This is a genomic window from Leeuwenhoekiella palythoae, assembly GCF_020310025.1.
GTDB classification, from domain to species: Bacteria; Bacteroidota; Bacteroidia; order Flavobacteriales; family Flavobacteriaceae; genus Leeuwenhoekiella; species Leeuwenhoekiella palythoae.
Genome location: NZ_CP084318.1, coordinates 1,828,941 through 1,845,295 on the forward strand (window position 1 = coordinate 1,828,941; position 16,355 = coordinate 1,845,295).

Below are 16,355 nucleotides of genomic sequence, written 5' to 3' on the forward strand. Positions count from 1 at the left end.
TGGTATTTTGAGATTATTTTAAATTTTGAGCGGTATTGATCAAAAGCTCTTTAGTGAGCATAATGCCTTCTTCGGGTGTGTGGTTTTCGCCTTCATATTCTACACCTATAAAACCGGTGTATCCGGCATCTTTTACCGTCTGAAGAATTTTAGTAAAGTCCATTGAGGTTTCTTCACCGGCTTCATTAAAGTCATAGGTCTTGGCGCTTACGGCAAGTGCTTTTGGCATCAATTCTTCGATACCTTTGTATTTGTCATACTCTTTAACACAAGGTGCTCCCCACATTTCGCCGTTTTCGCGTTCTAGGCAAAAGTTACCAAAGTCGGGCAGCGTACCACAGTTAGGCATATCGATCGCGTTGATCACTTCCATCAGTAAAGCAGCATCAGACGAATAGCCTCCGTGATTTTCTACGGTAACTTCTATGTTCTGTGACGCACCGTACTCAGCAAGTTTTTTGAGTCCGTCTATTGCGCTGTTTTTCCAAATTTCACGGTCGGGGGAGCCTATGAGGTTAACACGAATGGCGTGACAGCCTAAGTATTTTGCGGCATCCACCCATTTTTTGTGGTCTTCAACAGCTTGATCGCGTTCAGACTCACTTTCGGCGGCAAGGTTTCCTTCACCGTCAACCATGATAAGAACGTTTTGTACCTCAAACTCGGCGCTCTTAGCTTTTAACTTAGGAAGAATAGAATCTAGTGCAACTTGATCGTTGTCGTAAGTTTCCATCATTGGGGTATACAGCTGACTTACGTACTCAATCCCTTCAAAACCCATTTCGTGTGCTTTTTCGGCAAAATCCAAGGGGTTCATTTCGCCATTTCTTATGGCTTCGTTGAGTGACCATTGCGCCAGTGAAATTTTAAAAAATGGCTGTTTTTGGGCTACTACAACGCTTTCATTAGAATTTTTTTCAGTTTTTTTTTCGCTTTTACACGAGAAGACAGCTACTGCAAAAAGAGCTGTCAATGCGAGTTTAACGTTCATTGAATAAGCAATTTAGGTTGTTGTTGGTGGGTTGAAAAACCTGCTTAACCCCCGATAAATATATAAGTTCTCTAAATTATACTTTTTTTGGTTTATCTAAAAAATAACTTAAAATTTATATATTTGATAGCATAGGCTAGATTATATTATTAAAAACTAAATAAAAAGTGAGTAGTATTAAACCTGAAGAGATGTACGATGCCATTGTGGTAGGTACAGGAATTAGTGGTGGCTGGGCTGCCAAAGAATTATGCGAAAACGGTCTGAAGACACTTGTTCTTGAACGTGGTCGTATGGTAAAACATATTGAAGATTATCCCACCATGAATATGGATCCTTGGGATTTTAAATTCAAAGGACAGCCAACCAAAGAAGAAGAGGCTAAACAGTTTAAGCAAGCCCGAACAGGGTATACTACAAACAAGGCGCATAGTCACTTCTTTGTAAACGACCTAGAGCACCCTTATAACGAGACCAAGCGTTTTGACTGGATGCGTGGGTATCACGTGGGAGGTCGTTCTATTATGTGGGGTCGTCAGAGTTATCGTTTAAGCGATATTGATTTTGAAGCCAATAAAAAAGAAGGTATTGCCGTAGACTGGCCGGTACGTTACAAAGATATTTCACCTTGGTATGATAAGGTTGAAGAATATATAGGTGTGAGTGGTGAAAACCTTGGATTGCCACAACTTCCTGATGGTAATTTTGGACCGCCAATGGAACTTAATTGTGTTGAAGAGCACCTTAAGAAGAACATGGCGCAAAATTATAAAGATCGTCTTTTAACCATTGGTCGTACGGCGCACATTACCTATACAGATAAGACTTTTGAAGGGCGCTCTGCGTGTCAATACAGAAACCGTTGTATGCGTGGGTGTCCGTTTGGGGCATACTTTAGCTCTAACTCATCTACTTTACCTGCTGCAGAACGTACAGGAAATATGACGTTGAGACCTTTTAGTATTGTGAGCGAAGTGATCTATGATGATAACACAAAACTTGCAACAGGAGTAAAAGTAATTGATGCCGAAACTAAAGAAGAAATGATCTTCAATTCAAAGGTTGTTTTCTTATGTGCATCTGCAATTGCTTCGGCTTCCATCTTAATGCAATCTAAGTCAGACCGTTTTCCTAATGGATTAGGAAACGACAGTGGCGAATTAGGGCACAATATTATGGACCACCACTTTAATGTAGGTGCTTCAGCAAAATTTGACGGTTTTGAAGACCAGTATTATAAAGGTCGTCGCGCAAATGGATTGTATATACCTCGTTTTAGAAATGTAGGTGGTGATTCTGATCAAAAGAACTTTAAGCGTGGTTATGGTTACCAAGGTGGTGCAAGCCGTGGTGATTGGACCGAAGCGATCTCTGAAATGAAATATGGTGAAGATCTTAAGAAAGCGATCTCTGAACCTGGAGGTTGGACGATTGGAATCAATGCCTTTGGAGAATGTCTTCCGTATCACGAAAATAAAATGACCCTTGACTATGATAAATTAGACAAATGGGGATTACCTACTATCACATTTGATGCTGAATGGAAAGAGAACGAGTGGGAAATGCGTAAAGATATGAAGCAACAGGCGGCAGAAATGCTTACCAATGCCGGCTTTAAAGATGTGCAAACCTATGATAATCCAGGAGCTCCGGGTCTAGGTATTCACGAGATGGGAACTGCTCGTATGGGACGTGATCCTAAAACATCTGTACTTAACGGAAACAACCAAGTACACACGGTGCCTAATGTTTATGTAACAGATGGTTCATTTATGACTTCTGCAAGTTGTGTGAACCCGTCACTAACCTATATGGCATTTACGGCGCGCGCAGCAAACCACGCAGCAGAACAATTTAAAAACGGAAAATTCGCTTAATTATGAAAAGGAGACAGGTATTAAAAAATTTAGGTCTGGGTGCTGGTTATGTGATAGCGGCTCCGGCGGTATTTAATATTTTACAGAGTTGTAAAAGCGAACCAAAAAACGATTGGGAGCCGGTTTTTATGAATGCGGCTAATGGATATGCATTAAGTCAAGTACTTGATGTGATTCTACCAAAAACCGATACTCCGGGAGCTTCAGAATTGAATATTGCTCAATTTATTGATAGCTATATGGATGAGGTTGCTGGAGATAAACAACGTGAAGAGTTTAAAGCCGGCGCTAATGCTTTTGCATTAAGCTTTAAAGAAAACTTTGATAAAGAACTAGAAGATGGTGATGCCGAAGATTTTGAGCAGGCAGTTGCTAAGTACCTTGGGGCAGATGAAGAAACGCGTAATGGATATTTAAAGCGTATTTCAGAAACACAGGATCCCGAAGCGCCTGAAGCTGATTTTGATGCACACGCAGGTTCTTATGCGTATCTCAATGCGGTACGCGATCTGGGTATTTGGGCTTGGAAGAACTCTGAGGCCGTTGGCGAAAACGTACTTTGGTATGATCCAATTCCAGGGGCGTATCTCGGCTGTATTTCTACGGAAGAAGCCGGCGGCGGAAAAACGATGTCACTCTAATGAAAAGAAGAAGTTTTATACAAAAAGGAGCCCTAAGTGGTTCCTTTTTGGCTTTAGGTGGGCCCGAACTATTTGCGATGCAACATAGACTTGCCGCTATGCCTAAACATCACTTCAACTTAAACTATGCTCCACATTTAGGTATGTTTAAGAATCTGGCAGGCGATGATCCTATAGCTCAAATTAATTTTATGGCAGATCAGGGCTTTACCGCATTTGAAGATAACGAAATGCGCAACAGGCCGGTTGACATGCAAAATAAAATAGGTGCTGCATTACAAAAGCATTCTATGCAAATGGGTGTCTTTGTAGCACATAAGATCTACTGGACCGCCCCAAATCTCACCAGTGGAAAACAAGATCTAAGAGCAGAATTCTTAGCCGATATTAAAGCGTCTATAGAAGTTGCTAAGCGCGTAAATGCGAAATGGATGACCGTTGTGCCGGGTTATGTTGATATGACTCAGGATATCAATTATCAAACCGGACACGTGGTAGAAAGTCTAAAGCAAGCTTCGGCTTTGTTAGAACCACACGGTCTAACCATGGTTTTAGAGCCGCTTAACTTTTTTAATCATCCCGGTTTATTTTTAAAAGAAAGTCCGCAGGCGTATCAAATTTGTAAAGCAGTAGACAGCCCGGCTTGTAAAATATTATTTGATGTGTATCATCAGCAAATTCAGGAAGGAAACCTGATTCCTAATATTGATGCGTGTTGGGAGGAAATCGGCTATTTTCAGATGGGAGACAACCCGGGAAGAAAAGAGCCTACAACCGGTGAGATCAACTATAAAAACATTTTTAAACACATACATAAAAAAGGTTTTAAAGGGGTCTTAGGGATGGAGCACGGCAATTCAATGCCTGGTTCAAAAGGAGAGCAGGCGGTGATTGATGCTTATGTGAGTTGCGACGATTTCCTTTAGATCAGGGATAGAGCGTTATAAACTGTTCACATACAATAAGCATTTCCTCATCAAATGAGTCGGATGAATTTTGCATTTCCCGAGTGTAAAACGCTCGGTGAACTTTTTTCCAATAGGCTAGAGAACCATCACCTTCCCCTTCAATCAAGGCAAATTCTGAGGTTACTTGATTAAAAGGAATCAGGTCGACCTGTGTGGTTTTAATTACCGCAACTGCGTTTCCGTCCCAATCGGTTACAATGTTTAGATCATTTATTTCAGGAAGAGATTCCTTATGAGTTTCAAACCACCATAGCGATGTAGCCGTGGCTTGTTTGATTCTTTTCAATACTAAATGGGCACAAGTATTTGCATCCTTTTCATTATCGCAGAAGTAAAAGGAAGGCGGAATATTCTTGTCGCGATACTCAGGATGTTCATTGGTAAATGCGTCCCATAGCTGTTTAATTGAAGATTGAATCTTTCCCATAAATTCTAAAGATAAAAGGCTTCCGGAAACGGAAGCCTTTCAGATTATTTCTTCAAGTCAAGATAGACTCCGTTAGTCCACCCGAAGCCATCTTGAGTAGGGTATTCTCCACCTCCGGCGACGAGGGTGGTATCGATCACATTGTATTTTTCCAGCATTTTACCGGTGCGTTTATAAACACGGTCATTGAGGTGTAACCAGCGGCTGGTAATTTCATTAGCAAGATCGTTCAATCCGTAGGTTTGCAGTCCTCTAATCGCTAACCATTGATGTGGAGGCCAGCCATTAGGGCTATCCCATTGTTGCTTGTTATTGATCAGTGAGGTGACTAAACCGCCCGGCTTAAGAAACTGACTTTCTAAAGTTGTAGCAACGTGTTCTGCTTGCTGCGGAGAGGCTACTTTAAAATATAAAGGGTAGACCATCGCCAATGAAAGTATAGGCGACAGAGCTTCGGCTTTTAGGTCATAATCAGTGTACGTTTGTTGCGCTGAATCCCATAACCACTTGTCAATGGCGTCTTTGCGGGAAGCAGCAGCTGTCACCATTTGCTCAGCGCCTTCTACATCGCCTGCATACCGGCGCACTTTGGCCAAAGTTTGCTCTAAGTTATACATCAGCGCATTCAAATCTACCGGAACAATTTGCGTGGTTTGTATTGTGCTCATCTTGTTTGGATCTGCAAACCATCTGCTGCTAAAATCCCAACCGCTTTCACAAGCCGCGGCTATGTTGAGGTAAACTTCTTGGGCGTCGCGATCAGCTTCTTTAGCAGTGGTAATGTCTTCAAAATAACTTTCTGCACGCGGTGTTTGCGTATTACTAAAATAACGGTTCAAAACGTGACCGTCGGGCATTTTTACAACGCGCGCTTCGGTTTCAGAAGGGTTAATGCTTTGTGCGCCTTTCATCCAGAATGCATACTCCTTTTCTAGAACGTCGTGGTATTTTAAATAGACGCTTTTTTCCTCTTTGATCTCTGCCAAAAGATTTACCATTTCTGCAAAAAACGGCGGCTGCGATCGCCCTAAATAATAGGTGCGATTTCCGTTGGGTATAAAGCCAATGGTGTTGATCTGATAGGCAAAATTGTCAAGAATATTTTCGATGAGATCAATTTCTCCGGCTTCTTTGAGCCCTAATAAAATAAAATAACTATCCCAATAGTATACTTCTTGAAACCTTCCGCCGGGAACGATATAAGCGTTAGGTAAAGCGATTCTTGAGCCGTTTTCAATACTGTCTGCGTCACGTTTTAGATAGGACCACAACGCGTTGATATGCTCTTCGGTAGTACGAGTAGTGTCTGCTTCAAAACCTGAGGTTGGCGTGACCGGTAAAGTGAAATGTTCTAAAACAAAAGCCTCCAGATCAAAATCTGGCTGCTCTTTTTGCTCTTGATACTTCTCAAGAATTTTCTCTGAAGGAATCTTGGGTTCACAGTCCACAAAGGTTTTTCCGTCTGCAAAAACGTGATTGGTTTGTACAGCGACCAGCAGTTCGCCATAGCGATCGATAGGGTTGAGGTCTTTATCAGGAAATTGCGTTGTGGATACCGCGGTATCTTGTTGCTCGTTTTTACAAGAAGAAACAAAAATCATTACTAGGAGGACGAATATTTTAGAATAAGTTTTAACCATAACGTTTACTCGATTTTCGAGATTTATTGGCGCTGCCAAGGAGTTTAAAAGTCAGAGGCTTGCCTTAAGATTGAAAATTTGTTTCTACCGAATGTATCAAGGGTTTGCTCTGGGGTAGTTTACTGCTCTAAGGCATTTTACTAAATAAGCTAAAAGCGCCCAAAAACTTATCGATTCAGATAATTTTTTGGGCGCTTAAATTATTGGCATCGCTAAAGGGTTTTAATCCTCGCAGCTTGCCATAAGGTTCTTTACTGAGAATCGGGTTATTCTACGATGAATTTACCTTTCATTACACTATAATGCCCTGGGAAACTACAGATAAAGTCATACGTTCCTGGTGCCGGTGGGTCAAACTCGATTGTGTCAGACTGGCCACCGCCAAGCATTTTAGTATGTACGATTACCGCGTCTGTATCTTGAGGAATATATGCATTATCTCGTGCTGCTGAAGCTTTAGCGCCAAAAGCAGGAATTTCGGTTCCTTGGGTTAAAAGCACAAAATTATGCCCCATAACTTCCACGGCTTGTTTACCGGTGTGGCGCAAGGTTAGTTTTACCTTTTTGCCGGCAGGAACACGAATTTCATTTTTATCAAATTGCATCATATCTGTTGCAAGAAGTACTACTTCAGTAACATTCTCATCAGATTTTTTTGAAGTTGAAGAAGAATTGGAACCTATTTTAACCGTCTCTTTTTCTTCTTTCTTTTTATCGTCTCCGCAGTTTACTAATATTAGTGAAAGCGCAAAAAGAAGTGTGATTTTTAAAGTTTTCATTAGAAATTGTTTAGATAAATGCTAATATACACAAGTTCTACCCGCACTGCAACAGTATTTTTGGGCTTTTTAGTCTAAATACTTTTGAAAAAACTGCAAGGTGCGATGTTCACAATAGGTATGCTCTTGATTTTCAATAAATCCTACGTGACCGCCAAACGCGGGGGTCTCTAAAAAAAGGAGTTCGCTTTGAGAAGCTTCTTCAGTAGGATAGCATTTTTCGTTTAAAAATGAATCGTCTAAAGCATTGATTAGCAAAGTGGGAATTTCAATTTGTGGTAAAAATTGCCGACTGCTACTTTTAGTATAATAATCAAGCGCATCTGTAAAACCATTAGCCGGAGCGGTGTATAGTTCGTCAAAAAGCATCAAGGATTTGATTTTACGATGATTCTCTTTGCTTAATTCGTTAGGAAAAACCTTCAGTTTAGCTTGATATTTCTTTCTAAGATCTTTTAAGAAAGACCAACGATACACCCAATTTTTTCGTTGTTCTAAGGCACCTAAAGAATCATACAGATCTACCGGAGTTGATACTGCAACCGCAGCAGTAATACAATCCGGACGATTTCGGTTTTCGCCTAAATATTTCAGAATTAGATTTCCACCAAGGCTAAATCCACATAGAAAAAGTTGGTGGTATTTTTGTTTAGTAAGAATGTAATTAACAACATCACTAAGATCTTCAGAAGCGCCTGAATGGTACGAGCGTATTTTAGAGTTGTCTTCCCCGCTGCAACCTCGTAGGTTAATGGATGCGCAGTCAAAACCGTTGGCATTAAGAATGCGGGCTGTACCCTGCATATAAGGTCGTTTTGCGTGACCTTCTAACCCGTGAACGATGATCGCAATTTTTTGAGTAGATCGCTCTGGCGCAAAACTAAAATCGATATCCAGAAAGTCACCATCACTCAAAGCGATGCGTTCACGTTCATAAGTTAAGCCTCTGATCTTTCTGATTTTTGCTGCGTAAATGGTATTAAAATGACCATTGGTGAAAGGAACTCTTGGCTTGTATGACGAAGCGATTATGGGCATTAGTATAAGATATCGTCTTTAGGTTCTATTCCTGCGGGTAGGTCTTCTTCATCTAGCATATCGCGCAAATCAATTTCTATGGTGCGGCAAAGTGCAGTCATAGGGACGTCATTTGCTTTTCCTTCAAAAGGGTCTTCACTAGCATCTCCTACATATTCCATCGTGGTGAAAATCCACATAATCAGAATTGTAAACGGGATCATTTGTAAAAACATAATAGAAATTTGCTGTGATGGATGCACAGTATCAGTCACGTGATTTTCAAAAATATTGAGCAAACCTAGTGGCAACAATAACACAAAAATCCATGTAAATACCTTTGAGAAATACCCGTATTGTCTGGGGAACGGAGTGTTTTTGATGCGTTCACACATACCTTGAAAGTCATAGAACTTGGCCAAAGCTTCTTGCAATTGCATCTCTTGAAAACCATCTATCACCCCATCTTTTCGTAAGCGTTGTACGATCAAACCCTGATTTTTAATAAGGTGTGTTGCTGGATTCACCCTTTTTTTAATTTCATCGTATTCCTCGTGACCTACAAATTGATAAGCTTGATTGCTCTCAATATTACGCTCGTTATGGCGGTCAAACAGCCGTTCTACATACCGGCCCTCTTGTAAGGTCCAAGATCTGGGCTGTCTTAGTTGTACGCGTAGTGCATTAAGCCAGGCGATATGCCTATAGATCAGATCGCGTTTGATTTCCTTTTCGGCTTCTACGTCGTCTAATTTTATAAGGCTCAGCGTACGAATTCCCCATGTACGACTCCAGTTAACGATCATTCCCCAAATTTTTCGGCCTTCCCAAAAACGATCGTAACTCTGACTGTTTTTAAAACCTAAATAAAAAGAAACCGCAATACCAATCACGGTAAGAGGTTCAAACGGGATGTCTATATCTTCAAAGCCTAAATCGTGGTATGCATAAAATATAACCAGAGAATAAATGAGGAAGAAGATCAGGTTGCGCCAGGTTAGGCGTATGATGAGTTTCCAGCTTATATTCCTTTTAATCAGCATAAAGTTCTATTTGAGATTTAAAGATAAATGTAAACAAGAGAACAGCTCATCGTATTAAGGGAATTTTAAAATATTATGCGCGCATAAGGCTTTTAGGTATCTTTGCTCAAAATTCATTGGCGCTGCCAACAAATTGATTATGCAATCCCGAAAACTATCGGGATGCCTCGAAATTGAAATTTTGTTTCCAACTAATGCCTCACGATTTGCCCTGAGGTAGCTTACTTTTAAAACTATGTATACTAAAGAATTTGAGATACGCTGGAGTGATATAGATGCAAATAGACATTTAGCCAATAGTGCTTACATCAATTTTATGAGTCATACGCGTATGGCTTTTTTGATGGAAAATGGTTTTGGGCAGCACGAGATGGCCAAGCATAACATTGGCCCGGTGGTGTTTTATGAGCATATGTATTATTTTAAGGAAGTTTTTGCCGGAAAGCCGGTAAAGGTGACGCTTCAGTTAAAAGGACTTTCTGAAGACGGGATGTATTTTGAATTCATACATAATTTTTATGATCATAAAGGGCGAAATTTTGCCAGCTGCGAAATGATGGGCGCCTGGATCGATCTTAAAGAACGCAAACTTATTGGCCTGCCGGAAGCCTTGTTTGTTAATCTTTCCTCCTTAAGTAAAACCGAAGATTTTAGAGTACTTACCAAAGAAGATACACGTAAGTTTGGCAAGAAACCTAAGGATTTAGCTTAGGCGGTTTTCTTTGTTCGGGTAGATAAATAGACTCCTAGAAAAATAAGTGCTGCGGCACCCGCACGTACCCAGCTCAAGTGGTCTGCACCTACAAGAACTGCAAATAAGATTGCGATCACCGGTTGCAAATAGATAAAAGCGCCAATGGTTGAAGCTTTAAGCGTTTTGAGCGCGTACAGATTTAAAAGATAGGTAGAAAAAGTAGTGCCCACCACTACAAATACCATCACCCAAATAACATTTGCCGGTAGATTGAGCCAGTCTACAGCAGTGAACTCAGTAAATGTAAAAGGGAGGTTTAAAAGCACACCAATAAGAAACAGCCACTTCATCAACGTGATCGTGCTGTACTTGTTGCTAACGGGTTTTACCAGAATCAAATACACAGCGTAGGTCGCGCCATTTACAAAAAACAACAGATTTCCTAGCGGAATATTAGGTGCATTGGGTTGTTCTGCAGCACCAAACAACACCAATACCAGCGCGCCAAACATCCCAATGAGGATCCCTATGATCTTGGTGAACCCAATACGCTCTTTTAAAAATAGCGCAGATAAAATGAGTAAAATCACCGGGCTTAACGTGATGATCACCGAGCTGTTAATGGGTGTAGAAAGGCTTAGTCCTTTAAAAAAGGCCAGCATATTTACAAACATACCAAATACTGCACAGCCCAAAAATCTCCAATAATCAGCACGATCGATTTTTTCAGATTTGCTGAAGATACTCAGTAGCCAGAATAGCGCAGAGGCTCCTAAAACGCGTAGTAAAATAAATCCAAACGCCCCAATATACACCGGCATCACCCCTTTAGCAAGTGTGTGGTTAATTCCGTAGATAGTGCTGGCTCCGGTAGCTGCAGCAAGTGCAAGTACGCGTTGGTTCATAAATGGCTTTAAGAGTGAATAGCTTCTTTAGCGGCGGCAACCGTTTTTTTGCTGTTTCCTATAAAGATCTGGTCGTTATTTACGATCACAGGACGCTTTAAAAAGGTGTAATGCTCTAGAATAAGTTCAGCGTAGTTCCCTTCTTCTAGGGTTTCTTTATTTAGACCACGCTCACGATAAAGTCTGGCGCGTTTGTTAAACAAAGCTTCATAACTTTCGCTAAGGTTGTAAAGTTCATCTAGTTGCTCTTCGGTAATAGGATCAGTTTTTATATCCTGTTTGATGAATGCAGAAGGCAATTCGATCTCATTCATAATGCGTGTGCAGGTGTCACAAGTAGAGAGGTAATATATTTTTTTCAAAACGTATATTTTTAGTAATTGAGTAAATTTAGTGGTCTTGTTTACGCTTGCAAAGTAACCGCTTTTCGGTATAAAAAGGTATTTTTGACTCGATAATCGAGATTAAATACTTCGAGATGTAGCTCGAGGTGATAGACTAAAAACTTTTCATGGAAGCATCAATAGCGTATACCTTAAAAATCACATATAAAACACGTGTTATTCTCAAGAATTATCTGGAGACCATCGCATTAGAAGACCTGAATAAAATACCTGAAGGATATAACAATAATATTTTCTGGAATATTGCACATTTGGTCGCAACCCAACAGATTTTGGTTTATAAATTTTCAGAAGTGCCAGCTTTGGTTTCTGATGAAATCATCAATAAATACCGAAAAGGAACAAAGCCCGAGGCAGATGCTACTCAGGCAGAAGTAGATGAGATCAAAACCTTACTTTTTAGCACGCTAGAGCAAACTGAAGAAGACTATAAAGCCGGAAAGTTTAAAACCTATAACACCATCACCACCTCGATGGATAGTACGCTTTCTAATGTTGATGAAGCAATCGCTTACAACAACTTCCACGAAGGTATTCATTTAGGTTCAGTGCTGGCGTTGCGTCACGCTATAGGTCTAGTTTAAGAAAATCTCGCACTTCGCTAAACTTAAATTTTAAAATGGTTTGGCCGTCAGCGTAGGATGCAATTTCATACGGATTGTACACCAACACCATTTCGTTTTCAGTAAACCCAATGGCATTAGGTAATGCAAAAACGTCATTCTCAAAATAAAAGCCGGTGCTGTTGATGTTTTCTTCGGCACTTAGCTTTTTTTGATTTCTAAATTGGGTTTCAGCCAATTTTAAAAAGCCGGTATAATCTTTAAATAAAGCCTCATTGTTCAGTGAGGTTTCGGCATCTTTATCAAAATTAAGATATGTGGTACTGCCGTATCCGTGCGCTCCTCCCCAATAAGTGTAATTTTCAAATTTTATACTCAACAATTGCGCACCGTTATAGCTTACTTGAGATGTGCTGTTGATCTCATATTCTGTACCGGCCTCGGGAAAATCACTTTTATATACGCGATAGCTAGAAATAAAATGCTCTAAAGCTTGATCTAGTGTTTTGATATCAGGCTCTTCTTCGGGAGCGATCACGAGGTTATTCAGCAATACTTGATCAACCGCGTTATTGATGGTGTCAGCAAAATGCTCACGACCAAAAGCCTTGATCTTTTCGATTTCTATAATTGGGCAAATACCGTCAGCGCAGTGGCCTAAAGTGGTTGCTTTTAAGGTTTCGGTTTTAAACGTTAAGGGAGTTGTTCTCTTTTGGCAACTGCTGATACTAATTAAGATGAGCAGAAGCAATGCAATTTTTTTCAAAGCAATTAGGGTTTCGTGTTAAACAAAGAATAAAGGTACACGCAATTTTGGGAATAGGTCTTTGGCTTCCTAACTTTACTAAGACATTTAATGAAAGATTAAGAAAATGAAATTCAATACTAAAACCATACACGGCGGTCAACACAATACAGATCCTGCTTACGGAAGCGTCATGCCGCCTATATATCAAACCTCTACTTATGCACAATCTACTCCGGGCGGTCACAAAGGCTTTGAGTATTCGCGAAGCGGAAACCCTACGCGTAAAGCCCTTGAAGATGCGCTGGCAAGTTTAGAGAATGGTAAATTCGGTTTGGCTTTTGGTTCTGGTCTTGCTGCTATAGACGCAGTTTTAAAATTGTTTAAACCGGGAGATGAGATTATTTCGACAAACGATCTTTATGGCGGATCATATCGCTTATTTACAAAGATCTTTGAAGATTTTGGTTTGAAGTTTCATTTTGTGAGTATGCAAGATACGTCAGCAATTGAAGCCGTTATTTCAGAAAAAACAAAAATGATCTGGGTAGAAACGCCTACCAACCCAATGATGAATATCATCAATATCGAAGCGGTCGCTCAGGTAGCTAAAAAGCATAAAATCTTATTGGCTGTAGATAACACGTTTGCTACGCCTTACTTGCAACAACCTCTTGATCTGGGGGCTGATCTCGTGATGCATAGCGTCACTAAATATTTAGGCGGTCATAGCGATCTTGTGATGGGAGGTTTAGTGGTCAACGATAAAGAGCTTGCAGATAAACTCTATTTCATTCAGAATGCAAGCGGCGCTGTTTGCGGACCTCAAGATAGTTTTCTTGCGCTTCGCGGAATCAAAACACTACACGTGCGTATGCAACGCCACTGTGAAAATGGTAAAGCGGTTGCGCATTATTTAGAGAAGCATCCTAAAGTGGATCAGGTATATTGGCCGGGCTTTGAAAACCATCCCAACCACGAGATTGCAAAAAATCAAATGAAGGATTTTGGTGGAATGGTTTCATTTACCACAAAAAAAGATAGCCTTGATGGTGCTGTTGAGGTAGTTGAAAAGTTAAAAGTTTTCACCCTTGCCGAAAGTTTAGGTGGTGTAGAAAGTCTTGCCGGGCATCCCGCAAGTATGACGCACGCAAGCATACCTAAAGAAGAGCGCCAGAAAACAGGAATTAAAGATTCGCTTATTCGACTCAGTGTTGGGATCGAAGATATTGATGACTTGCTAGAAGATTTAAAGCAAGCTTTAGGCTAATACTATTAGCCAGACGTTCTTAAAAATTAAGGTAATAAATATAGCCGATATTCAGCCATACGATAGAATCATCGTATTTGTTGGGAGGGTAAAACTCGGGATCAGGATTTAAGCCGTCTACCCAATTGGAGTAGTATTTATGGTATCTCAATTCAAGATTAAGGTCACTTAAAACCGTTAGTTTGTATCTAATTCCTACGCTGCCGGTTAATGCCCAGGTGTTTCCAGAAGCATCGCTGATGCCGCCAAGCTCCCCGCCGTCACCCACGAGAAAATCATCAAAATAGATATCTTCCGGTGTGGCTCCGGGTACATCTTGCGAGGATTCGTAGGAGGGGTTAAAGCCTACATAGTGAGCACCTAAACTAATATACGGGGCTATTCTGAATCCGCCGGCTTGAAAATCCCTAATACTCAACGGAAAATATTCTAGTTGCATACCCAGTTCAAACACAAGGGAGCTTCCGGTATGGTCACGTAGATCACGACCTTCGTCGGTGTCTTTCTGAGACTCTATACCTTCATGGGTGAATTTAGTATAATGCAAATCGGCTTCAGAGCGTAATTTGAAATGGTCGTTAAAATAGCGATCACGGGTATAACAGTTACAATCTGCGCGGTAAGAAAAGTTAAAATAATGTACGATACCAATACCCCAACCTTGATTGTTAATGTTGGTATCTACATTGTTTCTAAGTCCAAAATCTGATTGAAAAAGTAGCGGTCCCGTAATTACACCAACTTCGTTAGAAAACGCAAGTTGTGCTTTACCTGCAAAAGGGATTGATAAGCAGATGATTAATACCGAAAATAGGATTTTGGTATTCATTAGTTTTGGGGACTTATGGTGCAACAAATATAGTAAAATTGAGGTTTTAACCTAGAATTATGCCCGGGCTACTAATTTTATCATAAATGTCGTAAAAACGAAATATCAATATTAAGAATATCTAAAAATAACATACCATTTTTTATTAATATCATATATTTGCATCGTTTTCGTATGTTAAAAATTATAAATTCAAAAAATCATATAATGACAGATAGCATTAAAAATTTTGTTGATTCTGTTGAGAAAGCTAATCCAAACGAGCCGGAATTCATTCAGGCAGTACAGGAAGTCGCAGAAACTGTTATTCCATTTATAGAAAATAATCCTAGATACCAGGGCAAAAAGCTTCTGGAGCGTATGGTTGAGCCAGAGCGCGCGATCTTGTTCAGAGTGCCTTGGGTTGATGATCAGGGAGAAACTCAGATCAATAAAGGATATCGTATCGAATTTAATTCGGCTATTGGTCCTTACAAGGGTGGTTTGCGTTTTCATCCTTCGGTTAACTTGAGTATTCTTAAGTTTTTAGGTTTTGAGCAAGTCTTCAAAAACAGCCTTACCTCACTTCCTATGGGTGGTGGTAAAGGAGGTTCTGACTTCAATCCGCGAGGAAAAAGCGATGCTGAAGTAATGCGTTTTTGCCAAAGCTTTATGACTGAATTATATCGTCATATTGGTCCTAATACTGATGTGCCTGCTGGTGACATTGGAGTTGGTGGTCGTGAAATTGGTTATATGTTTGGTCAGTACAAGCGCATCAAAAACGAATTTACAGGAATTCTTACCGGAAAAGGATTGTCTTACGGCGGTTCTAAGATTCGTCCTGAGGCAACAGGTTATGGTAACGTGTATTTTACAAAATATATGTTGAATAATGTTGGCGAAAAACTTGCGGGAAAAACCATCGTGATCTCAGGATCTGGAAACGTTGCGCAATACGCTGCAGAAAAAGCAACCCAACTTGATGCAAAAGTGGTGACGCTTTCTGACTCTGACGGATTTATTTATGATGAGGCCGGTATTGATAAAGAAAAACTTGCTTTTGTAATGGAGCTCAAAAATGAGCGTCGCGGCCGTATCAAAGAGTATATTGAGAAGTATCCTGAAGCAGAATTTCACGAGGGTAAAGCACCTTGGGGAATCAAGTGTGATATCGCATTACCTTGTGCTACGCAAAACGAATTAGAGAAAGAAGATGCTGAGCTGCTCGTTGAAAACGGCGTGATGGCTGTGGGAGAAGGTGCAAATATGCCTTGTACTCCAGATGCTGTTGCTGTGTTCTTAGAGAATAAGATTTTATTCTCTCCGGGTAAAGCGTCTAACGCAGGTGGTGTAGCGACTTCTGGTCTTGAGATGTCTCAAAACAGTATGCGCTATAACTGGTCTGCCGAGCAAGTAGATAAAAAACTGCACGAAATTATGTACGATATTCACAACGCGTGTGTAGAATATGGTAAGCAGGAAGATGGCTTTGTAGATTATGTAAAAGGAGCAAATATCGCCGGTTTTGTTAAGGTTGCCGAAGCGATGCTTGCACAAGGAATTGTGTAAAGGTTGAAAAT

17 protein-coding genes are annotated in these 16,355 nt (G+C 40.4%); 7 read left to right on the forward strand and 10 right to left on the reverse strand.

The features are described from left to right. Positions 1-13: 13 nt before the first annotated feature. Positions 14-991 (reverse strand): sugar phosphate isomerase/epimerase family protein, encoded by a 978-nt coding sequence (locus LDL79_RS07760; protein WP_225599806.1) that lies wholly within the window; start codon positions 989-991, stop codon positions 14-16. Positions 992-1,182: 191 nt separating this feature from the next. Here LDL79_RS07760 and LDL79_RS07765 point away from each other — a divergent pair, with 191 nt between their 5' ends. Genes LDL79_RS07765 through LDL79_RS07775 form a run of 3 tightly spaced genes read left to right on the forward strand, consistent with a single transcriptional unit; the run spans position 1,183 to position 4,435 of the window. Next, positions 1,183-2,868 carry a GMC oxidoreductase gene (locus LDL79_RS07765; RefSeq protein ID WP_072981084.1) on the forward strand — a complete coding sequence of 562 codons (1,686 nt, stop codon included), beginning with the start codon at positions 1,183-1,185 and terminating at the stop codon, positions 2,866-2,868. A 2-nt stretch (positions 2,869-2,870) separates the two neighbouring features. Next, a complete protein-coding gene (locus LDL79_RS07770; RefSeq protein WP_225599807.1) occupies positions 2,871-3,509 on the forward strand; it encodes a gluconate 2-dehydrogenase subunit 3 family protein in 639 nt (212 codons plus the stop codon). Continuing rightward, a complete protein-coding gene (locus LDL79_RS07775; protein ID WP_225599808.1) occupies positions 3,509-4,435 on the forward strand; it encodes a hydroxypyruvate isomerase family protein in 927 nt (308 codons plus the stop codon). Before LDL79_RS07770 ends, LDL79_RS07775 begins: the two co-directional genes overlap by 1 nt. Before the next feature lies 1 nt (position 4,436). Here the strand turns inward: LDL79_RS07775 and LDL79_RS07780 are convergent, their stop codons facing one another. The 5 genes from LDL79_RS07780 to LDL79_RS07800 all read right to left on the reverse strand — a co-directional run bounded on the left by LDL79_RS07780 (position 4,437) and on the right by LDL79_RS07800 (position 9,383). Then, positions 4,437-4,904, reverse strand: coding sequence for an ASCH domain-containing protein (locus LDL79_RS07780; protein WP_225599809.1), 468 nt, complete (start codon positions 4,902-4,904; stop codon positions 4,437-4,439). 44 nt (positions 4,905-4,948) lie between these two features. After that, positions 4,949-6,544, reverse strand: a complete 1,596-nt coding sequence (gene treF / locus LDL79_RS07785) for an alpha,alpha-trehalase TreF (protein WP_225599810.1) — start codon at positions 6,542-6,544, stop codon at positions 4,949-4,951. A 266-nt stretch (positions 6,545-6,810) separates the two neighbouring features. Further along, positions 6,811-7,323 carry a plastocyanin/azurin family copper-binding protein gene (locus tag LDL79_RS07790; protein WP_072981090.1) on the reverse strand — a complete coding sequence of 171 codons (513 nt, stop codon included), beginning with the start codon at positions 7,321-7,323 and terminating at the stop codon, positions 6,811-6,813. A 69-nt stretch (positions 7,324-7,392) separates the two neighbouring features. After that, positions 7,393-8,361, reverse strand: coding sequence for a YheT family hydrolase (locus LDL79_RS07795; protein WP_225599811.1), 969 nt, complete (start codon positions 8,359-8,361; stop codon positions 7,393-7,395). Next, complete coding sequence (locus tag LDL79_RS07800; RefSeq protein ID WP_225599812.1) at positions 8,361-9,383, reverse strand: bestrophin family protein; 1,023 nt, start codon at positions 9,381-9,383, stop codon at positions 8,361-8,363. Before LDL79_RS07800 ends, LDL79_RS07795 begins: the two co-directional genes overlap by 1 nt. Positions 9,384-9,618: 235 nt before the next feature. On the opposite strand from LDL79_RS07800, the gene LDL79_RS07805 reads away from it, so the two are divergent. Further along, positions 9,619-10,095, forward strand: a complete 477-nt coding sequence (locus LDL79_RS07805) for an acyl-CoA thioesterase (RefSeq protein ID WP_167598507.1) — start codon at positions 9,619-9,621, stop codon at positions 10,093-10,095. On the opposite strand, the gene LDL79_RS07810 is transcribed toward LDL79_RS07805, so the two are convergent. Together LDL79_RS07810 and LDL79_RS07815 are read right to left on the reverse strand one after the other, a co-directional pair. Continuing rightward, positions 10,092-10,982 (reverse strand): DMT family transporter, encoded by an 891-nt coding sequence (locus LDL79_RS07810; RefSeq protein ID WP_225599813.1) that lies wholly within the window; start codon positions 10,980-10,982, stop codon positions 10,092-10,094. The genes LDL79_RS07805 and LDL79_RS07810 overlap by 4 nt on opposite strands. A gap of 8 nt (positions 10,983-10,990) precedes the next feature. Then, complete coding sequence (locus LDL79_RS07815) at positions 10,991-11,344, reverse strand: arsenate reductase family protein (RefSeq protein ID WP_225599814.1); 354 nt, start codon at positions 11,342-11,344, stop codon at positions 10,991-10,993. 149 nt (positions 11,345-11,493) lie between these two features. Between LDL79_RS07815 and LDL79_RS07820 the strand changes: the two genes are divergently transcribed. Further along, positions 11,494-11,970 carry a DinB family protein gene (locus LDL79_RS07820; protein WP_225599815.1) on the forward strand — a complete coding sequence of 159 codons (477 nt, stop codon included), beginning with the start codon at positions 11,494-11,496 and terminating at the stop codon, positions 11,968-11,970. On the opposite strand, the gene LDL79_RS07825 is transcribed toward LDL79_RS07820, so the two are convergent. After that, positions 11,954-12,715 (reverse strand): DUF3298 and DUF4163 domain-containing protein, encoded by a 762-nt coding sequence (locus LDL79_RS07825; protein WP_225599816.1) that lies wholly within the window; start codon positions 12,713-12,715, stop codon positions 11,954-11,956. The genes LDL79_RS07820 and LDL79_RS07825 overlap by 17 nt on opposite strands. Positions 12,716-12,821: 106 nt before the next feature. Between LDL79_RS07825 and LDL79_RS07830 the strand changes: the two genes are divergently transcribed. Next, on the forward strand, positions 12,822-13,964 hold the full coding sequence (locus tag LDL79_RS07830) for a cystathionine gamma-synthase (RefSeq protein ID WP_225599817.1): 1,143 nt from the start codon (positions 12,822-12,824) through the stop codon (positions 13,962-13,964). 19 nt (positions 13,965-13,983) lie between these two features. Here LDL79_RS07830 and LDL79_RS07835 read toward each other — a convergent pair whose 3' ends face one another. Next, on the reverse strand, positions 13,984-14,793 hold the full coding sequence (locus LDL79_RS07835; RefSeq protein ID WP_225599818.1) for a THC0290_0291 family protein: 810 nt from the start codon (positions 14,791-14,793) through the stop codon (positions 13,984-13,986). A 207-nt stretch (positions 14,794-15,000) separates the two neighbouring features. Here LDL79_RS07835 and gdhA point away from each other — a divergent pair, with 207 nt between their 5' ends. Then, the gene (gdhA, locus tag LDL79_RS07840) at positions 15,001-16,344 is read left to right on the forward strand and encodes an NADP-specific glutamate dehydrogenase (RefSeq protein WP_225599819.1); all 1,344 of its coding nucleotides are present in this window, start codon (positions 15,001-15,003) and stop codon (positions 16,342-16,344) included. Positions 16,345-16,355 lie beyond the last annotated feature (11 nt).